Annotated in this window: 18 protein-coding genes and 1 tRNA gene; 7 read left to right on the top strand and 12 right to left on the bottom strand. The window is 30.3% G+C overall.

The annotated features are described in order from the left end of the window. Positions 1–343: 343 nt before the first annotated feature. The 3 genes from DFQ07_RS01305 to DFQ07_RS01300 form a co-directional block, all read right to left on the bottom strand. The gene (locus tag DFQ07_RS01305; RefSeq protein WP_133534482.1) at positions 344–562 is read right to left on the bottom strand and encodes a hypothetical protein; all 219 of its coding nucleotides are present in this window, start codon (positions 560–562) and stop codon (positions 344–346) included. A gap of 668 nt (positions 563–1,230) precedes the next feature. After that, positions 1,231–1,386 (bottom strand): hypothetical protein, encoded by a 156-nt coding sequence (locus DFQ07_RS15455; protein WP_166627695.1) that lies wholly within the window; start codon positions 1,384–1,386, stop codon positions 1,231–1,233. Between the two features lie 118 nt (positions 1,387–1,504). Further along, positions 1,505–1,951, bottom strand: a complete 447-nt coding sequence (locus tag DFQ07_RS01300; protein WP_133534481.1) for a GNAT family N-acetyltransferase — start codon at positions 1,949–1,951, stop codon at positions 1,505–1,507. A gap of 28 nt (positions 1,952–1,979) precedes the next feature. Here DFQ07_RS01300 and DFQ07_RS01295 point away from each other — a divergent pair, with 28 nt between their 5' ends. Continuing rightward, positions 1,980–2,411: a GNAT family N-acetyltransferase gene (locus DFQ07_RS01295; RefSeq protein ID WP_133534480.1), complete on the top strand. Its 432-nt coding sequence runs from the start codon at positions 1,980–1,982 to the stop codon at positions 2,409–2,411. A 36-nt stretch (positions 2,412–2,447) separates the two neighbouring features. Here the strand turns inward: DFQ07_RS01295 and DFQ07_RS01290 are convergent. After that, positions 2,448–2,521, bottom strand: a tRNA-Met gene (locus DFQ07_RS01290). A gap of 105 nt (positions 2,522–2,626) precedes the next feature. On the opposite strand from DFQ07_RS01290, the gene DFQ07_RS01285 reads away from it, so the two are divergent. Both DFQ07_RS01285 and DFQ07_RS01280 read left to right on the top strand, forming a co-directional pair. Next, positions 2,627–3,010, top strand: a complete 384-nt coding sequence (locus DFQ07_RS01285; protein ID WP_133534479.1) for an START-like domain-containing protein — start codon at positions 2,627–2,629, stop codon at positions 3,008–3,010. Positions 3,011–3,116: 106 nt separating this feature from the next. Continuing rightward, entirely contained in the window at positions 3,117–3,947 is an 831-nt protein-coding gene (locus tag DFQ07_RS01280) for an aminotransferase class IV (protein ID WP_133534478.1), read from the top strand. Here DFQ07_RS01280 and DFQ07_RS01275 read toward each other — a convergent pair. The 6 genes from DFQ07_RS01275 to DFQ07_RS01250 all read right to left on the bottom strand — a co-directional run bounded on the left by DFQ07_RS01275 (position 3,944) and on the right by DFQ07_RS01250 (position 10,125). Next, the gene (locus DFQ07_RS01275; protein WP_133534477.1) at positions 3,944–4,501 is read right to left on the bottom strand and encodes a YqgE/AlgH family protein; all 558 of its coding nucleotides are present in this window, start codon (positions 4,499–4,501) and stop codon (positions 3,944–3,946) included. The two genes, DFQ07_RS01280 and DFQ07_RS01275, sit on opposite strands and share 4 nt — an antisense overlap. Before the next feature lie 94 nt (positions 4,502–4,595). Beyond that, positions 4,596–5,345 carry a LytR/AlgR family response regulator transcription factor gene (locus tag DFQ07_RS01270; RefSeq protein ID WP_133534476.1) on the bottom strand — a complete coding sequence of 250 codons (750 nt, stop codon included), beginning with the start codon at positions 5,343–5,345 and terminating at the stop codon, positions 4,596–4,598. A 2-nt stretch (positions 5,346–5,347) separates the two neighbouring features. Then, a complete protein-coding gene (locus tag DFQ07_RS01265) occupies positions 5,348–7,327 on the bottom strand; it encodes a sensor histidine kinase (RefSeq protein ID WP_166627694.1) in 1,980 nt (659 codons plus the stop codon). Between the two features lie 203 nt (positions 7,328–7,530). Continuing rightward, positions 7,531–8,625: a hypothetical protein gene (locus tag DFQ07_RS01260; RefSeq protein WP_133534474.1), complete on the bottom strand. Its 1,095-nt coding sequence runs from the start codon at positions 8,623–8,625 to the stop codon at positions 7,531–7,533. 30 nt (positions 8,626–8,655) lie between these two features. Beyond that, a complete protein-coding gene (locus tag DFQ07_RS01255; RefSeq protein WP_133534473.1) occupies positions 8,656–8,871 on the bottom strand; it encodes a hypothetical protein in 216 nt (71 codons plus the stop codon). 351 nt (positions 8,872–9,222) lie between these two features. Then, on the bottom strand, positions 9,223–10,125 hold the full coding sequence (locus DFQ07_RS01250) for a DUF6607 family protein (RefSeq protein WP_166627693.1): 903 nt from the start codon (positions 10,123–10,125) through the stop codon (positions 9,223–9,225). Between the two features lie 95 nt (positions 10,126–10,220). On the opposite strand from DFQ07_RS01250, the gene DFQ07_RS01245 reads away from it, so the two are divergent. Both DFQ07_RS01245 and DFQ07_RS01240 read left to right on the top strand, forming a co-directional pair. Further along, positions 10,221–12,287, top strand: coding sequence for a TonB-dependent receptor plug domain-containing protein (locus DFQ07_RS01245; protein WP_133534471.1), 2,067 nt, complete (start codon positions 10,221–10,223; stop codon positions 12,285–12,287). Between the two features lie 16 nt (positions 12,288–12,303). Further along, positions 12,304–12,936: an HmuY family protein gene (locus DFQ07_RS01240; RefSeq protein WP_133534470.1), complete on the top strand. Its 633-nt coding sequence runs from the start codon at positions 12,304–12,306 to the stop codon at positions 12,934–12,936. Between the two features lie 78 nt (positions 12,937–13,014). On the opposite strand, the gene uvrA is transcribed toward DFQ07_RS01240, so the two are convergent. Beyond that, positions 13,015–15,807, bottom strand: coding sequence for an excinuclease ABC subunit UvrA (gene uvrA / locus DFQ07_RS01235; protein WP_133534469.1), 2,793 nt, complete (start codon positions 15,805–15,807; stop codon positions 13,015–13,017). A 232-nt stretch (positions 15,808–16,039) separates the two neighbouring features. Here uvrA and DFQ07_RS01230 point away from each other — a divergent pair, with 232 nt between their 5' ends. Next, positions 16,040–16,621: an RNA polymerase sigma factor gene (locus tag DFQ07_RS01230; RefSeq protein WP_208107660.1), complete on the top strand. Its 582-nt coding sequence runs from the start codon at positions 16,040–16,042 to the stop codon at positions 16,619–16,621. Between the two features lie 239 nt (positions 16,622–16,860). On the opposite strand, the gene DFQ07_RS01225 is transcribed toward DFQ07_RS01230, so the two are convergent. Continuing rightward, a complete protein-coding gene (locus DFQ07_RS01225; protein ID WP_133534467.1) occupies positions 16,861–17,517 on the bottom strand; it encodes an endonuclease III domain-containing protein in 657 nt (218 codons plus the stop codon). 107 nt (positions 17,518–17,624) lie between these two features. On the opposite strand from DFQ07_RS01225, the gene bcp reads away from it, so the two are divergent. Further along, positions 17,625–18,077, top strand: coding sequence for a thioredoxin-dependent thiol peroxidase (bcp, locus tag DFQ07_RS01220; protein WP_133534466.1), 453 nt, complete (start codon positions 17,625–17,627; stop codon positions 18,075–18,077). The last annotated feature ends 8 nt before the right edge of the window (positions 18,078–18,085 follow it).

Raw genomic sequence — 18,085 nt, 5'->3', positions numbered from 1 at the left:
TGTAGAATTTAGAGGTAGATAGATGTTATAATAAGAGTAATTCCAATAAGTATCCTTAAAAGTCTTTCTTGTTGTTTACCAAGTTTGTTTACAACATAATTAATAGAAAAGTGATTAGCTTTTGATATTACATCAATTATAAAGAAAATTCCGAATACTAATATTACAAACATGAAGTAAAAATAGCAAAAAAGGAGTAAGGTTAAACTGTAGTTATTTTTTACGTTTCTTCTTTTTAGGAAAAGAATCAGGAGGTGAAAAAAAGAAATCTAAAATGTTATAAATGAGCTCAAGAATATTATCCATGAATCAAATATAAACAAACAGTAGTAACAATGAAAAATTATTTTAAATCTCTTTTTAATTGTTTGATAGCGTACAAAGCATTGGCTAGTTTATCATCAAATATATCACCAAGGTATATTTCTCCTGTTGGTAAGTATTCTATCTTGGCATTAGGATATTCTATTGTCTTATTTTCATTGTTGTATAAAAAACTTAATAGAATGTTTTTTCTGCCTATTTGATCTGCGATACGATCATATTCTTTTTGAAAATCCATTTTTTTTTCTATCAAAGATAAAAACAACTAGGAGATAATACAAAAACATTAAAAAAAATAGTGACAAGGTTAAAAAAACAGTAGTTAAATAAAATTTAGCCATAAAAGCATTATAAACAGGATGCAGAAGTATGAGAAATAGTTAAAAAAGAGTTTGAATACGTTGAATAATTCTTCTTTATCAGCAAGTTTTGTTTTACTCTTTTTATGAGATTGATGAAGTTTATTAACAATGAAATTTCCTCCTGCTCTTATAATGAAGAAAGCGAACAACCAAAATAATGTGATTTGAAATTTTTCATACATGACTCAAAATTAGTAAAAAAAATAGAGCAAAACTGTAGGAAGAATAATCCATTAATGTGGGTGTTATTAAACACATGAAATTAATTTATAAATAAAAAGATAGTATGAGTGATAAAAAAAGAACCCACTCAAAAAGATTGAGTGGGAAAATTGCTATGAAAAAGAACTTAAGACGTCTCTTAAGCACTACAAAGATACCTAGAATTTAATGAATACTAGAATAAAAAAAACGTAAAAAAAGTAAGGTTTAACCGTAAAAACAAACTTTTTTAATTGTGATTTTTGTCGCCCTAATAAAAGTGTAGATTGAATGGTTAATGCATTAAAGGGGAATAAAAAAGCAGGAAACCCTGCTTAGTATTTTAAAAAGGTTGTGGTTGACACTGCGGTTCTCCACACCCAATCCAAATTTCAGAACAAGTATTGTCAGGAAGAAGGCATTGTTTTTTTCCTCCATTAATAAATTGTTGTTCAGTTTTGTTTAGAGTGGTTCCTAAGTTTGAAATGTTTTTTAACATGGTAAAATAATTTAAGTTTTTTAAACTTAAGTTATTTAAAATGAGTTAAAAGAAAATAAACCGTAATATAAGTAAGGTTTTGCGTTACTTTTTTTTAAGGGACAGTATTTTATATTTTCTAGTAAAAGGTATTATCATCTCTTAGAATTTTCACAAAGTGAAAACCATAGATTTCAAAGCCTTCATTATAATAAAATTTATGAGACTTTCTGTTGCCAGTATAGGTGTTTAATTCAATGGCCTCGTAGCCTTTTGATTTTGTGTATTCATAAATCCAGTTAAAAAACTGTTTGCCAATATTATTGCCTCTATAAGTTTCGTCAATAATTACATGATCTGGTTCTACACTTTTACCAACATAATGCCTAACACTATACCAAAGACCAGAAATACCAATCAACTTATTTTCATCGTATACTCCAACACATTCGTAGTTTGAACAATCAATCATTTCTAAAACTCTTATTTTTAAGATATCAAGAGGAGTAGTTGTGTTGATTTTTTGTAAAAGAGGAAGAATGCTTAGTATGTTTTTTTTATGTATGGGTTTAAAATGAATATTCATTCTGTATTTTTGAATTAAAGAAATTAATATGATAAAAATAAAAAATATATCTGCTCAAGAAACCTATAATATACGATTAACGGTTTTACGAAATAATATTGATTTACCTTATAAGTTTTTGGAAGATAAAGATATGGATACCTTTCATTTAGGAGCTTTTTATAAAGAGAAATTAGTAGGTATTGCAACTTTTATAAAAAACAATATAAATGATATTGAAGGAAGTCAATATCAATTAAGAGGAATGGCAACTTTACCAGAAGTTAGAGGAAAAGGATATGGAAGCAAACTAATAGAAAAAGCAAAAGAAATTTTACAGCAAAAGGGAATAACTATTCTATGGTGCAATGCACGAAAAGAAGCTGCAAAATTTTATGAAGGGCTCGGTTTTCAGGTTATAGGTGAGGAGTTTGAAGTGAAAAAAGTAGGTCCTCATTATAAAATGTATGCTCAAATATAAACATAAAAAAACCCAAATCTTAAGATTTGGGTTTTGTAGCGAAGACGGGATTTGAACCCGTGACCTCAGGGTTATGAATCCTGCGCTCTAACCAACTGAGCTACCTCGCCTGATTGCGGGTGCAAATATAAATACTTTTTAGTTTTAGACAACAAAACATTAAAATTTTTTTTTAAAAAATAATTATATATATTGTCACTCAAACAAAAAAATAGATGAGTAAAGTTAAATTTGAACTAGAGTTTCCTATCCATGCTTCTCCGAGCATGTTATATCAATATTTTGCAACGCCTGCAGGTTTAGAAGAATGGTTTGCAGATAAAGTAAATTCAAGAGGTAAAATCATCACTTTTTTTTGGGAAGATTCTGAAGAAGAAGCGAAGATAATTACTAAGAAAACAGATGAACGTATTAAGTTTAAATGGACAGAAAGTGAGGATGATGAAAGTTATTTTGAGTTTAAAATTCAGGTAGATCCTTTAACAAAGGATGTAGCAGTGATAATAACTGATTTTGCCGATGATGAAGATGATGTAGAAGAAGCAAAAATGCTTTGGGAAAATCAAATAGAGGAATTAAAACATAATATAGGAGCTTAAGACATTTTATATATGTATTTAAAAAGAAAAACTCGGCAAATTGTCGAGTTTTTTTGTGGCTAATACTTCCCTAAATTGTAAGTTTGCATTTCAAATTTTTAAAGAAATGGTAAATTTTAATGGAACTTTAATTTCTGATAACGAAGTACAACTTTCAACAAAAAATAGAGCATTTAAATATGGTGATGCTATTTTTGAAACTATTAAAGTTACAAATGGTAAAGTTGTTTTTATTGAAGATCATTATTTTAGATTAATGGCTTCGATGCGTATGCTTCGTATGAAAATTCCTATGAAATTTACTCTTGAATTTTTACAAGAAGAAATCTTAAAACTTACAAGAGAATTACCAAGCTCATCAATATATAGAGTACGATTAACTGTTTATAGAAAAGATGGTGGTTTGTATACACCTGTTACTAATGAGGTAGATTACATTATTGAAGGAGCTCCACTTGAAGTAATTAAGAAAGAAGTATACAAGATTGATATATATAAAGATTTTTATAATTATTCTGGTTTGTTGTCAACAGTAAAAACAACTAATAGAATGTTAAATACATTAGCCGCAGTTTTTGCAGAAGAAAATGATTTGGATAATTGCATTTTGTTAAATGAGCGAAAAGGAGTGGTAGAAGCAATCAATGGGAATCTTTTCATCATTAAAGGAAATGTGGTTAAAACACCTGCTTTAACTGAAGGATGTATTAAAGGAATTATTAGAAAAAAAGTTATTGAAATTATAGAGAAGCATCCAAAGTATACTATTGAAGAAACGACTATTTCTCCTTTCGAAATTCAAAAAGCTGATGAAGTTTTTATCACTAATGCAATTATAGGAGTTCAATCTGTAACTAATTATCGCAAAAAAGAGTTTGTAACAGAGATTACAGATAAGATAAAAAGCAGTTTACAGCTAGCTATAGTAACAGGTTAATTCATTTGAATATCACTAGGGGCATTAGCCCAGATTTTATATTTTCCTCCCTTTTGAAGTAGTTTGTCTTTCCAAAAGTTTTGGTCGTTAGCGGTTAAAATATTATCGTAATCATTCTCGGCAATAAACCAAGAGTTTATAAGGAGCTCTTCATTTAATTGGTCAGCTGCCCAACCAGAATACCCTAAAAAGAAACGAATGTCTGTTGATTTTAATCGCTTATCATTTAGAAGATCTTTTAAAAGCTCAAAATCACCACCCCAATAGAGGTCTTTAGCTACTTCTATACTGTTAGGAAGTAGGTGAGGTACTTTATGAATAAAGTACAAATTATCTTGTTCAACAGGTCCTCCTTGGTAAACAGTAAATTCACAATCTATTTCGGGAACTAAATCTTTAAGTACGTAATTTAAAGGTCTATTTAAAATAAAACCCACCGAACTTTTTGAAGTATGTTCAGTAAGCAAAACAATGGTTCTTTTAAAAGAACAATCATTCAAAATTGCTGGGTCAGCAATTAATAATCTACCTTTTTCTGGCTTAAGTACGACCATGCTTTATAATTTATAAACACTAAGGTAAATAAAAATTTAATAAAAATTTAACAAAAATGTTAAAATACGGGTAAAAAGAGGAAAAAAACGGTGATTACATTTTAGCTAAAATGTCAACGACTTCATTTTTTTTTCTTACAGAGACAGGAATGGTAGTTTTATTTTTTAATACCAAATATCCACCATCAGATTTTATGAATTCTTTAATAAATTGAATATTAACAAGATGACTTTGGTGTACTCTTAAAAAATCATATTCTTTTAGTATATCGGTAAAATATTTTAAGGTTTTACCTACTAATATTTTTTGTCCATCGCTCATAAAAAACTCAGTATAATTATTATCGGATTGACAACGAATAATATCATCTAAATTCACAACCATTATCTTATCAGAGGTATTTAATGATATTTTTTTAGGTCTTTGATTAGGTTGGGTAATGGATTGTTGTAGTACAGTTAGCTGTTCTTTATCGGGGCGAATTTGGCTTTTTGCTTTATGAATAGCATTGGCTAAATCTTCATTAGAATAAGGTTTTAATACATAGTCAATTGCAGCAAATTTAAAAGCTTTGATAGCGTACTCGTCGCTTGCAGTAACAAAAATAATTTTTGAAGATAAATTTGGGTGAATTTCAAGCACATCAAATCCAGTACCATCTCCCAGCATAATATCTAAAAATAAGATATCAGGTTGTTGTTTTCGCAAAACCTTAGAAGCCTCTACTACACTTTTAGCAGTACCTATAATTTCAATTTCAGGATGAAATTGAGTAAGGTCATTTTGCAACATTTCTAAGGCTGTTGGCATATCGTCTACTAAAATTGCAGTTAGTTTTGTCATGTTTAAAAGTCAGTTTTTAAAGGAATTTTAAATAAAATTTTCGTTCCTGTTACTTCATTGTTTTTATATATTTCGCTAATAGAAAAAGTACTCTCTTTAGATAAATTTTGAATTCTTTCTTGCGTAACACTCAGAGCAATAGATTGATGAGTACTTGTTTTTTTTAATTTTTTTGATTGATGAATACCAATACCATTATCTAGTATTTTACAATGTAAAAAATCATTTTTAATAGAGAAATTAATATCAATTTTTCCGTTTTTTACTGAAGAAATACCATGTTTAATACTGTTTTCAACAAAAGGTTGGATGAGCATTGGCGGAATTAAGATTTCTTCAGAAGCTATAGTGAGATTGGTTGATATTGTGTATTCAAATATATTTGAGTTCATTTGCTGTTCTAACTCAATATAGTTTTTAAGAGTGTTAATTTCCTCTGCTAAACTTATTTCTTCTTGTCTTGAATTGTGTAAAATACCACGTAAGAGTGTTGCAAATTTACTAATGGTTGAATTTAATTCTACAGAATTCCCAGAATTACCTAACGCTTTAATTCCGTTCAAAACATTAAAAATAAAATGTGGGTTCATTTGCAATTGAAGTGCTTTTTGTTCTAGCGCTAACAAATGATTTTCTAATTGTAGTTTAGCTACCTTGGCTTTGTTCTTTGTTTGTATTCTTCTAATGTATAGCCAAATAAATAAGCTTAAAATAAGACAGGTTAAAGCTACACTAGACCATATAAACCATTTCTTTTTATAAAGAGGGGTATCGATAAAAAAGTTAAACTCAATAGGGGTGCTTTCTGATTTACCAACTCTTGATTGGGCAGAAAAGGTATAATTCCCGGGAGTTAAATAGGCTAAGTCAACCGAATTTTTTGTTGTCCATGGACTCGCTTGATTATTCAGTTTATAGCGATATTCTATTTTGTTAGGATTGTTAATATCGACTGTTTTATAGTAAAAAGAGATGTGATTTTTATTAGGTTGAAGTTGTAGAGTTTTAGGATAATTGTTAATGTTGATACTATCTAATGTCTGATAAACAACGGAAATGTTTTCAAAAGAAATAGTAGGTTTCCTTTGTATTGGTTTGTCGTTTTTTATAAGGTAAAGTCCATTATTTTCAGTACTAATCCAAGTATTCTTATCAGTATCTTGAAAAATAGAAGTTATTTGGTTTGTAGTTAATGAATTGTATTTGTTAATAGTTCTTTCAAAACTAAAACTGTCATCCAATACTTCAATACCTTCATCTTTTGAAATAACCCAAAATTGATTATTGATTTTTTTTATTCCTTTAATATTTTGTACGGTAGTAGTTAGTGTTTCTATTGCACCTTCTGTAATAAGTTTAATGCCGTTATCATAGGTGGTGGCAATCACAGTTTTGTTGTTGATAAGAATAGAGGTGTAATTGTCAAGATCTATTCTTTTTAAAACAGTAGGACTGATAAGTTTATCGAGCTTCCAAAGTGATTTGTTGGTAGTGATCCAATAAAAGCTTCCGTCAAATTGTATGTCATTTACTTGATTTAAATCGATTTGGAAATTGGTACGAATGGGAGAAAGGTAGCCTTCACGAACACGAACAATCCCTTTGTTTGTACCTAAAAAGGTGTGGTCTTTAACTGTTAAAATACAGTTTACGTTACTGCTTTCGAAGTTTTTAAATCCAGTATAGCTTTTAATGCTGAGTCCTTTGTTGGTTCCTATAAAAACGGTATTGTTTTTTGTAGAAATAACATTTACATTGTTAGAAATCAAACCGTTTTTTGTAGTGTAAATTGTAAAATCACTTCCATCATACTGAACCAATCCTTTGTTTGTAGCTATCCATAAATAGCCTGTATTATCCTGTGTACAGTTTTGAATGTGTAAGCTAGGAAGTCCATCTTTTTGGGAGAAGTTTTTTAGATGAAAATTTTGAGCTAATGAGTTTGTTATACCAATCAAAAAAACACACAAGAATGTACACATGAAATTTTGTATCAAGAGCTTGTGAGCTTTCAATACAAAATTGGTATTAGAGGTTGTTTTATTAATTTTATGGCTAAGAAACTTCATTGTAACAAACATACTTAAATTAAACGTCATTACGAAAGCAAGAGGGTCGAGTTGTTACTTTTATAAGTAATTTGATTTTGCTTTGTTCGTAATGACGTTTGTTCAACAATTATCAGTTATTTCATAGCATATAAACGCTTGTTATTGGTGTCTGGTTTTACATGTTCTAAATCACCATATGGTTTAATTAAAGGTTTTAAGACACATAAAGCTGATGACTTTCCTTTGATAATTAATTGACTGTCTTTCACAATGTATGTCCATCTAAATTTCTCTACAGGAATGTTTGTTTTTTGTACTTCTTTCATTAAAGCTTCTTCACTAGCAATAAAATCCATGATTTCTTCTTGCATTACAAAATGTGGAATTTCATTGTCTGAATTATGATAGTCTAACTCTAGGTTTACAGGAATACTATATTGAATAGTGTATGGTTCACCTACATAACGCTCTTTTTCATTATTCAAAGCATCGTACCAATCAATTTCTTTCTCTTCTGGATATTTTTTAGCAATTTCTTTTGATAAATCTACTTTTCCAGGAGAGTTTGCTGTTGGATAAAACACATAGTAAGGTTGTGCTAAATAATGGTTTGAAAACTCGCCTCCAAATATATTGTAATAAGGAGAGGCAACTACCTGAGGTATTTTATTTTCTGTTATAAAGGCACTCTTTAATGTGTTTATCAAATTAGTGTTTGTTGCTAACTGATTGGTATGGAAAATAATTTTTGTACTGTCTGTTATCGCTTCATCTTTTAAAGAGGGTAATCTGTCTTCGTTTATAGCTTTTTGCAAACTCTCTACAGTCACTTTTTCACCATTTACTACTGTTTCTAAGTTCATTGCTTTAAACGGGTTGTTGTTGTTTACAATATGAACTTCTCCATAAGGATTTTTGGTAGCATTCTTGTTCATCCAAGAAATAATTTCCTCTAAAGAATATTTACCATTAATAACTTCATAGTTTCTTTCTTTAAAATAAACTCGAGCGCTATCATAGAAATGACTACTTCCTTTGTCATTCCCAGTAATAAAAACCACTGGTTTTCTTAGTTCTACTACTGATTTTTTAGTAGTTTCTTCTAGTTGAGCAATGTTTCCCAATTCTTGGTTTTTGTCGTTCTTTTTTGTGTCGTTGCAGCTAGCAAATACTCCGATAAGTAGTAGTAATCCCATTACTGTACCTACTTTTAAAATGTTTTGTTTCATAGTTTTTGTTTTAAGGTTATAGTTATAATGTTATTGTTGTAAGATGATGGTTACATCTTTACCTAAATTAAAATCAGTTGATAGTTTATTTAAGATGTTAGGTAAGTTTCTATCGCTAACCCATTGACCGTTCTCTTGCTTTTCAACAGAAGCGATTAATCCGTCTGTGTTAACTTGTAATTTTAAGCTTGTGTATTTTCCTAAATACATTTTTAATACCGATGAATAATTGTTATTTGACCACATAATTGTTGTTTTTATATGATCAAAATTACCACAGATGCATAGGTAAATTGGGAGTAAATTAGAATTCGTAGTAGATAAATTAGAATTCGTTATTTTTTATGTGAAAGGTAATAGAATATAGAAAAAAGTATACCCAATCATCCAGTAACCTAATGATTGGGTAATCTAAATATTTTGAATGTTTTCTAGTAAATAAGTGGTTTTTTATCTTCTAGTTTTGATTTAATTTTTTTAATGCACTATTAATATCCTTTAGTATTCCGATAGAACGCAAATCATAATAATTCTACCTTTTTTAAAACAATAGTTACTGTAGTTTTTTTCTATTTGAGAGCTTTTTTAATCTTTAGATTACTTTTTTACAAAAGATTCTATAGCTTCATCAATTTGTGCTTTTTCTGAAGTCTTTTCAGAAAATAAGTGTTTGTATAAAGGTTTATCATCTACTTTTTGTTTTAAAGAAAGGTTGGTATTTCTTCCATAAACTTCAGACCACTTATTTCTAACTAGCTGCCATTTATTTGTATTCTTTTTCCACCAATTTTGTGCTGCTTTACATTTGCTGTCTGCTACTTTTACATAGGTGTTGTACCCTTTTTCGTATGCAATAACAACATCTTTCTTACTAGCTTCTCTAATAATTTTTTTGTTATCTTGATCATGTAACCAACCGTAGTTTGTAATTTCATGACGGTTTCCTCTTTCAGTTACATTATAATCACTTCTTTTAGTGTATTCTCTTCTTGGTAATGGGGCATCAGTAGTATTTTCCCAGTAGCTTTTACCATCTACATGAACCCAAGTAGCAGAACCTTCATATCTTGGACTGTCATCTACTTGATATACTTTTTGAGTCCATTGTTTCTTAACTTCTGATTTAGACTTGGTTTGGAATAGCCAATTGTTATCGCCATTATACATGTAAAAATCAGTGTTTTCATATAGCCAATTTTGTCTCCAATGCTTGACTATATGTGGATTTGATGGACTTCCAACTTGTAATAAATGTTGAATTGAAATTTTGTTGTTCTCGTCAACAATTAACTCTGCCCATTCTAAAGCTTTATCTGTTTTTGTTTTTGAAGGCATGTAAAGAGAATCTTTACTATTGTTAAAAGTTTCAGCAAAGTTGAAGGTTACTTCATAGCAACCACACATTTTTTTTATAGCTTCTCTATCTTTTTTCTTCTTGTTTTGAGCATTAATAGTGAGTGCAGATAGTATTAATAAACTACCTAATATTATTTTTTTCATCATGAGTTTTGTTTGAATTTATTTTTCGACAAAAATATAACTTTTATTTAGATTGATTAAAAATAAAGAATATATTTGCAGGAAAATTATTAAGAATGTTTCTAAATAAAGAAGTACTACTAAGTTTTATGTTACTAAGTTTTTTTGGTTTTTCTCAAGAAAACACTAGTGTTGTGAAGAATGTGACTTCTAGCTATGATTTAGATGAAGTGATTGTGACTGCCACTAGAACATCACGCCAATTATCTTCAGTTCCAATGCCAGTTACGCTAATAACTAAAGAGCAATTACAAAAATCGGGATCGATTAGGTTGAGAGATATTCTATTAGAACAAACTGGAATTACCATTGTTTCAGACTTTGGAAATTCTGAAGGAGTGCAGTTACAGGGTGTTGCTGCCGATTATACTTTAATCTTACTAGATGGTGTACCAATTGTTGGAAGAACTTCAGGAAATATTGATCTAAATAGATTAACCGTTAATAATATAAAACAAATAGAAATTGTAAAAGGACCTTCCTCTTCTTTATACGGCTCGGAAGCTATTGGTGGTGTAATTAATATAATTACTGAGAAACCAAAGCACGAGCAGTTTAAAGGTTCATTAAGTTATTTTGCAAGAGGTGGAGCAAAAAACGAACTGGATATAAACACAAACGTTGTTTGGAAAAAGAAAAAGTTAGGGGGTGTAGCTGGAGTGAACTTAAATTCTAGTGAAGGGTTTGACTTATCGCCAGAAACAGTTTCAAGAACAACAGCACCTCACCAAAATTTTACAGGAAATTTAAAAGTCATGTATGATTTTTCTGATAAGTTAAAAGGAACAATTTCTCAACGTTACTTTTCTCAAATACAAGGAAATAATTCCGAAGAAAATAAACAAGAAGATTGGAATATTACTACAAAATTATCTCATGAAATAACAAATGAATGGAATGTAGATTATACTTTTTACGTAACTAAGTACAACGCAGAAAGTATTTTTAATAATGAAAAAACGAATTACGATCAAACGCTGTTAAGACCAGAGATAAAATCCAAAAACACATTCAATACAGGTACTTTAATTTTTGGAGTGGGGGCTAACTTAGAAAGTTTAGAAAGAACGGAGTTTGAAGGTGTAAAAAAGTTTAACACTCCTTATGTTTTTGGTCAGTTTGACTTTAATCCAATCAACAATTTGAATGTAATTATAGGAGCTAGGTTTGAAGATAGCAATCAATACAAATCAGCATTTACTCCTAAAATATCTTCTAGTTATCAGATAAATGATTGGTTAATGGCTAAAGCTTCTGTAGGTTATGGATTCAAAGCTCCAGATTTCCGCCAATTATACTTCAATTTTAAAAATACAGCAAGTGGATATATTGTGTTGGGTACACAGACTTTATATGATTTGTATGGAGATTTGTCAACAGTACAAACAATAGAAAAAGAATTAAAACCAGAAAGTTCTATTGGTTATAACTTTGGTTTTCAGGCACAACCCATGTCAAGTTTGAAACTGAATATCAATCTGTTTAGAAATGATATTAAAGATTTGATAGATACATTTGATACACAATTAAAAGCTTCTGAATTAAACTTACAATCGGGAACAAGAACATTTTCATATCGAAATATTGATGAGGTATACACGCAAGGTGTTGAGGTAGATGTAAACTACAAGCTTAGTAATAACTTTAGAATTTTAGGGGGGTATCAGTTTTTAGATACTGGAGACAAAAATCAAGAAGAGAAAATTAAATCTGGTACTGTTTTCTTTAGAAAAACTCTTGCTTCACCTGCTCAAAGAATGACATTGTTTAACTACTATGGATTACCAAATAGATCAAAACATATGGGAAATCTAAAGGTGTTCTACGAGAATTTTCAATATAATTTTTCGGCAAATATTCGAGTGATATACCGAAGTAAATATGCTTTGTTTGATACAAATGATAGCCAAGGAATTATAGACGATTTTGATGATTTTGTTTCAGCCAATACTCAAGTAAATATGGCTGTAGATAAAACTATTTTCAAATTAATGAATGTTCAAATAGGTGTTGACAATCTTTTTGACGAAAGAGGATTAGAAAATAAAGACAGTTTTACAAATAACGACAGTGTGTTGCGCTTGGGGAGAACTTATTACGGAAGAATTCAATTTAATTTTTAATATAAATCAATAAAAAATGAGGATTTTAAAATCAATTTTAGCAATAACTATGTTAGCTTTTGTAACTGTTTCATGTAGTGATAATGATGAAAGCACACTAGAAACAGTAGTGTCTAAAAAAGTAGAAAATTTACATGCAAAAGAAACTAACGATTATTCGGTAAGTCCACCTTTAGTGTCGGGGGAATTTGTGAAGTTTAGTTTCAAAACAGGAGGAATAGTAACAGGGAATAACTGGGATATTGCCTTTAGAGGAACTACAATTCTTGTAAATGGAGGAGATAAAACAGGAATTTCAGGTGAACCAGAAAGAACTGGTAATGCTGCGTTAGCGATAGAAGAAGGTGTTTTCGCAGATATTACGGTAGCGCCCACAGATACTGATTTTGTACAAGATTCAGAGGAAGGACTAGCCTTACCAAAAGGAACGTGGTATACATACAATCCAGCAAATCATTTGGTCAGTGCAACGGCAGGAAAGGTGATAATTGTTAAAACGGTTGATGGTCACTATGCTAAAATGGAAATTCTAAGTTATTATAAAGATATGGATAGTTCCAATTCAGCAGATCCTGTCAACTCAGGAGCCCAATATTATACATTTAACTATGTGTATAACTCTAATGCTGGAGATAAAAGTTTTCAGTAATTATTAAATTTTGTTAATTTTTGTTGTGAAAGACTGTCCGACCGAGAGGTTGGGTGGCTTTCCTGTTTTTACAATTTTTTAAAAAATCAACTTCTCTTTTAAATATTTAGCGGTATAGGATTCTTTATTTTTAGCTAAGTCTTCTGGGGTACCAGAAAAGATTAAGTTTCCACCTTTTTTCCCGCCTTCTAAACCAAGATCAATAATATAATCAGCACACTTAATCAGTTCAATATTGTGCTCAATAACAATGATAGAATGTCCTCTTTCAATTAGTGCGTTAAAAGAAGCTAATAATTTTTTAATATCATGAAAGTGTAATCCGGTAGTAGGCTCATCAAAAATAAACAAAGCTTTGTCTTTGGTATTTCCTTTTACTAAAAAGGAAGCTAGTTTTATACGTTGTGCTTCACCACCAGAAAGGGTAGAAGATGACTGACCAAGCTGTACGTAACCTAAACCAACATCTTGTAGAGGTTTTAGCTTTTTGGCAACTTTCGTTTGTTCATGTGCTGTAAAAAATGCGACAGCATCATCGATAGTCATGTTTAAAATATCATCGATGTTCTTTCCTTCAAAAGTAACTTCTAAAACTTCTTTTTTAAAGCGTTTTCCACCACAAGTTTCACATTCTAGATGTACATCGGCCATAAACTGCATTTCAATAGTTACTTCACCCTCACCTTTACAAACCTCACAACGACCACCGTCTACATTAAAAGAAAAATGTTTAGGCTGATAGTTTCTAATTTTTGATAACTTTTGATCCGATAGTAGTTTACGAATATCATCGTATGCTTTGATATAAGTAACAGGATTTGAACGAGATGAACGCCCAATAGGATTTTGATCTATAAATTCTACATGTTTCAAGGTTTCAAAACTTCCAGTAACATCCGTATGTTGCCCTAATTTATCACCATATCCTATCAGTTTTTTCTGCATAGCAGGATATAAAATTTTCTTTACTAAAGTGCTTTTTCCACTACCAGAAACCCCTGTGATAACGGTTAAGTTGTTTAGTGGAAAAGTAACATCAATGTTTTTTAGGTTGTTTTCGCGTGCCCCTATAACTTTTATGAAATTTTTAGAATTTCTTCGGGTTGTTGGAATCTCAATTTTTAATTCTTCTGAAAGATATTTGGCAGTTAACGAATCAGATTGTAGAATTTCATCAAAAGTTCCCTCTGCAACTACGTTTCCACCATAAGTTCCAGCTTCAGGACCAATATCAATAATATAATCGGCTTCTTTCATGATGTCTTCATCATGTTCTACCACAATTACAGTGTTACCTAAATCACGTAGATTTTTCAGAACACCAATCAATCTTTCGGTATCTTTAGGGTGCAAACCAATACTTGGTTCATCTAAAATATACATAGAGCCTACTAATGAACTACCTAAAGAAGTAGCTAAGTTAATACGTTGACTTTCACCTCCTGATAACGTGTTTGAAGTACGGTTTAAGGTTAGGTAACTCAATCCAACATCGGTTAAAAATTGTAAGCGATTGTTGATTTCAGTTAATAGACGTTTTCCTATTTTTTCTTCATACTTACTTAGTTGAATACTATTGAAAAATACAGCTAATTCGTCTAATGGAAGTGTAACTAATTCGGAAATTGTTTTACCGTATACTTGCACATAATTTGCTTCTTTTCGTAGACGTTTTCCTTCACATTCGGTACATTTTGTCTTTCCGCGATAGCGAGAAAGCATTACTCTATTTTGAATTTTGTAGCTTTTCTCTTCTAGTTTTTTGAATAAATGGTTGATTCCTTTGAACTTTTTAGTTCCGTTCCAAATTAAACTTTTATGTTCTTCAGAAAGTTCAAACCAAGGTTTGTGAATAGAAATTCCAAATTCTTCGGCATGTATAATTAAATCGTTTTTGTATTTTTTATAGCTATCAGTTTTAAATGGAAAAATAGCATCTTCATAAATAGATAATCCTGTATTAGGAATTACCAAATCTTCATCGATACCTATCACATTTCCATAACCTTCACAGGTTGGACAGGCACCATATGGATTGTTAAAACTGAACAAATGTGTGTTGGGTTCTAAAAAGGAAATCCCATCTAATTCAAATTTGTTACTAAATTCAGTAGTATTTCCGTCAGATAAATTTTCAATATAACAGATTCCTTTTCCTTCAAAGAATGCTGTCTGAATGGCATCTCCTAAGCGGTTGTAAAAATCTTCTTCGTGTTGAACTACAATTCTATCAACTACTAAAAATAAGGTAGCGCCATTAAAATCATCCGAAGGAAATTCTTCAATTCTATGCACCGTATCCTTATATTTTAAACGTGCATATCCTTGTTGCTTTAGTACTTGTAAAACGGTTTTAACGTCTCTTTTTTCATTAATAGCGATAGGTGAAAGTAGTAAAAGTTTGGTGCGTTCATCAAAAGTTTTTACATGATTGATAACATTCGAAACAGTATGCTTTTCTACTTCATTACCAGAAATAGGAGAGAAGGTTTTGCCAATGCGGGCGTATAATAATTTGATGTAATCGTAAATTTCAGTCGAAGTTCCTACTGTGGAACGAGGGTTGGTAGAATTTACTTTTTGTTCAATAGCAATTGCGGGGGCAATTCCTTTAATGTAATCTACTTTTGGTTTGTGTAGTTTACCTAAAAACTGACGAGCATACGAGCTTAAACTTTCAACATAGCGTCGTTGTCCTTCTGCATATAACGTATCAAAAGCTAATGAAGATTTTCCCGATCCAGAAAGTCCAGTAATTACCACTAATTTATTTCTAGGGATAACGACATCGATGTTCTTTAGATTGTGGAGTTTAGCTCCTTTTATAATGATGTTTTCTTTAGGGTTTGCTGTTAAAATATCAGTCTTCATGTGCTCGAAAAATAAGCGATAAAAGTACCAATTTATAGTGATTTTATTGAGTAAATAACAGTATTTTTCTCTTTTTTAATAGTTTTTTTTGTATTTTATAATAAAAAATTTAATCTTTGTAACTTATTATTAATCAATAAATAAAGCCTATAGTTAGATAATTACTTTTATAACTTAAAATCCCCTAACCAAAAGAGAACTATCTAGTTACTCTTTTAAAAAAGTAATTATTATGCAAAACATAGTAGATGACAGTGTATTAGTAAAAAATTACATTAACGGTAATGAATTGGCTATTGAATTATTGATTAAACGCCACCAACAGAGATTGTATAGCTTTATATACAGCAAAATACAAGATCGAGATACTACAGAAGACATTTTTCAAGATACTTTTATAAAAGTAATACGTACGCTTAAGAAAGGAAATTATAATGAAGAAGGAAAGTTTTTACCATGGGTTATGCGTATAGCTCATAATTTAATCATAGATTATTTTAGAAGAAATAACCGAATTCCAACATTTAATAACAGCGATGAGTTCGATATTTTTTCGGTATTGAGTGATGGAACATTAAATGCAGAAAATAAAATTATAAAAGAGCAGATTTTATCTGATGTAAAAGGATTGGTAGAAGAGCTTCCTGAAGAACAAAAAGAAGTATTAAAAATGCGTATTTATAATGATATGAGTTTTAATGAAATATCAGAAAATACGGGAGTTAGCATTAATACGGCGTTAGGTAGAATGCGCTATGCTTTAATTAACCTCAGAAAAATAATTGAAAAAAATAAAATTATTTTAGTAAATTAGACAATATTTACAAAAATCCCTCGTTAAATCATTGATTATAAATAATAAAAGGGATTATATATGATGCAGATTTACTCTGAAAAATCTTCGGATTTTAGAATGGAACCAAAACAAGAAACAGTTCAATATTTGATTAATTTTTCCAAATCGCTAACAGTTGTTAAAACGAAATCAAACTATCTCATTGAATTGAATTTGAATTAAGAGTGGAAAAAGCTTCAACTATGTTGGGGCTTTTTTTATGCTTTCTTTTGAAGGTAATCGTCTATAACCGATTTTCTCCCAACGGTTTTAGTAATGATATCATTCTCTAATTTCCAACCACGAGCAGGTGAGTATTCACGTCCGTAATAAATGATTTGTAAGTGCAGTTTATTCCACAATTCTTCAGGAAATAAACGCTTAGCATCTTTTTCGGTTTGAACAACATTTTTTCCGTTAGATAAATTCCAACGATACATAAGTCTATGAATATGTGTGTCTACAGGAAAGGCAGGTATGTTAAAGGCTTGTGACATCACTACGCTAGCAGTTTTATGTCCTACAGCAGGTAATGCTTCTAGAGCTTCCATATCGGCAGGAACTTGACCTTGATGTTTTTCAATTAAAATTTTTGATAAACCATGAATTCCTTTTGATTTCATAGGAGATAATCCAACAGGTTTAATAATTTCTCGAATTTCATCTACAGAAAGCTTTACCATGTCGTAAGGGTTATCTGCCTTTTCAAATAATAATGGTGTAATCGTATTTACACGTGCATCTGTGCTTTGAGCAGACATTAATACTGCAATTAGTAGAGTGTACGGATCTTTATGGTCTAAAGGAATGGGAGTTTCAGGATACAACTCTTCTAAAGTATTTATTACAAATTGAACTTTTTCTGCTTTAGTCATTCTATTTTGTTTAAAAAGACTCAAATGTACGAAGAAGCGACCTATATTTATAGATAATCAAAATCAACTTTGTAACTTTGAGCTAATAATTTAGAAACGGAATTAAGATGACAACATTAAAAATAGGAGACAAAGCTCCGAATTTTGAATCAGTAGATGAAAAAGGAAACGCAGTAAAACTTTCAGATTATAAAGGGAAGAAATTAGTATTATTCTTTTATCCTAAAGCAAGTACACCAGGATGCACAGCAGAAGCTTGTGATTTACGCGATAATTATCAAGGTTTTTTAGCAAAGGGTTATGATGTACTAGGTGTAAGTGCCGATTCAGCAAAGCGTCAACAAAATTTTATAGACAAAAATGAGTTACCATTTCCGTTATTAGCTGATGAGAGTAAAGAAGTAATTAATGCTTTTGGTGTTTGGGGACCTAAAAAGTTTATGGGACGAGAATATGACGGAATACACCGTACTACTTTTGTTATTGATGAAAATGGAGTAATTGAAGATGTAATTTTAAAAGTTAAAACAAAAGAACACGCTAATCAGATATTAAAGTAGTATATAAT

Origin of the sequence: Tenacibaculum caenipelagi (genome assembly GCF_004363005.1) — a bacterium.
Lineage (GTDB): Bacteria > Bacteroidota > Bacteroidia > Flavobacteriales > Flavobacteriaceae > Polaribacter > Polaribacter caenipelagi.
The sequence above is the reverse complement of the archived record's forward strand: the minus strand, read 5'-3'. Positions and strand labels throughout refer to the sequence as shown.

Excerpts from the sequence above, each read along its gene's own strand:
- DFQ07_RS01305 (WP_133534482.1), bottom strand. The coding sequence starts at position 562 with ATGGATTTTCAAAAAGAATATGATCGTATCGCAGATCAAATAGGCAGA.
- DFQ07_RS15455 (WP_166627695.1), bottom strand. The coding sequence starts at position 1,386 with ATGTTAAAAAACATTTCAAACTTAGGAACCACTCTAAACAAAACTGAA.
- DFQ07_RS01300 (WP_133534481.1), bottom strand. The coding sequence starts at position 1,951 with ATGAATATTCATTTTAAACCCATACATAAAAAAAACATACTAAGCATT.
- DFQ07_RS01295 (WP_133534480.1), top strand. The coding sequence starts at position 1,980 with ATGATAAAAATAAAAAATATATCTGCTCAAGAAACCTATAATATACGA.
- DFQ07_RS01285 (WP_133534479.1), top strand. The coding sequence starts at position 2,627 with ATGAGTAAAGTTAAATTTGAACTAGAGTTTCCTATCCATGCTTCTCCG.
- DFQ07_RS01280 (WP_133534478.1), top strand. The coding sequence starts at position 3,117 with ATGGTAAATTTTAATGGAACTTTAATTTCTGATAACGAAGTACAACTT.
- DFQ07_RS01275 (WP_133534477.1), bottom strand. The coding sequence starts at position 4,501 with ATGGTCGTACTTAAGCCAGAAAAAGGTAGATTATTAATTGCTGACCCA.
- DFQ07_RS01270 (WP_133534476.1), bottom strand. The coding sequence starts at position 5,345 with ATGACAAAACTAACTGCAATTTTAGTAGACGATATGCCAACAGCCTTA.
- DFQ07_RS01265 (WP_166627694.1), bottom strand. The coding sequence starts at position 7,327 with ATGTGTACATTCTTGTGTGTTTTTTTGATTGGTATAACAAACTCATTA.
- DFQ07_RS01260 (WP_133534474.1), bottom strand. The coding sequence starts at position 8,625 with ATGAAACAAAACATTTTAAAAGTAGGTACAGTAATGGGATTACTACTA.
- DFQ07_RS01255 (WP_133534473.1), bottom strand. The coding sequence starts at position 8,871 with ATGTGGTCAAATAACAATTATTCATCGGTATTAAAAATGTATTTAGGA.
- DFQ07_RS01250 (WP_166627693.1), bottom strand. The coding sequence starts at position 10,125 with ATGAAAAAAATAATATTAGGTAGTTTATTAATACTATCTGCACTCACT.
- DFQ07_RS01245 (WP_133534471.1), top strand. The coding sequence starts at position 10,221 with ATGTTTCTAAATAAAGAAGTACTACTAAGTTTTATGTTACTAAGTTTT.
- DFQ07_RS01240 (WP_133534470.1), top strand. The coding sequence starts at position 12,304 with ATGAGGATTTTAAAATCAATTTTAGCAATAACTATGTTAGCTTTTGTA.
- uvrA (WP_133534469.1), bottom strand. The coding sequence starts at position 15,807 with ATGAAGACTGATATTTTAACAGCAAACCCTAAAGAAAACATCATTATA.
- DFQ07_RS01230 (WP_208107660.1), top strand. The coding sequence starts at position 16,040 with ATGCAAAACATAGTAGATGACAGTGTATTAGTAAAAAATTACATTAAC.
- DFQ07_RS01225 (WP_133534467.1), bottom strand. The coding sequence starts at position 17,517 with ATGACTAAAGCAGAAAAAGTTCAATTTGTAATAAATACTTTAGAAGAG.
- bcp (WP_133534466.1), top strand. The coding sequence starts at position 17,625 with ATGACAACATTAAAAATAGGAGACAAAGCTCCGAATTTTGAATCAGTA.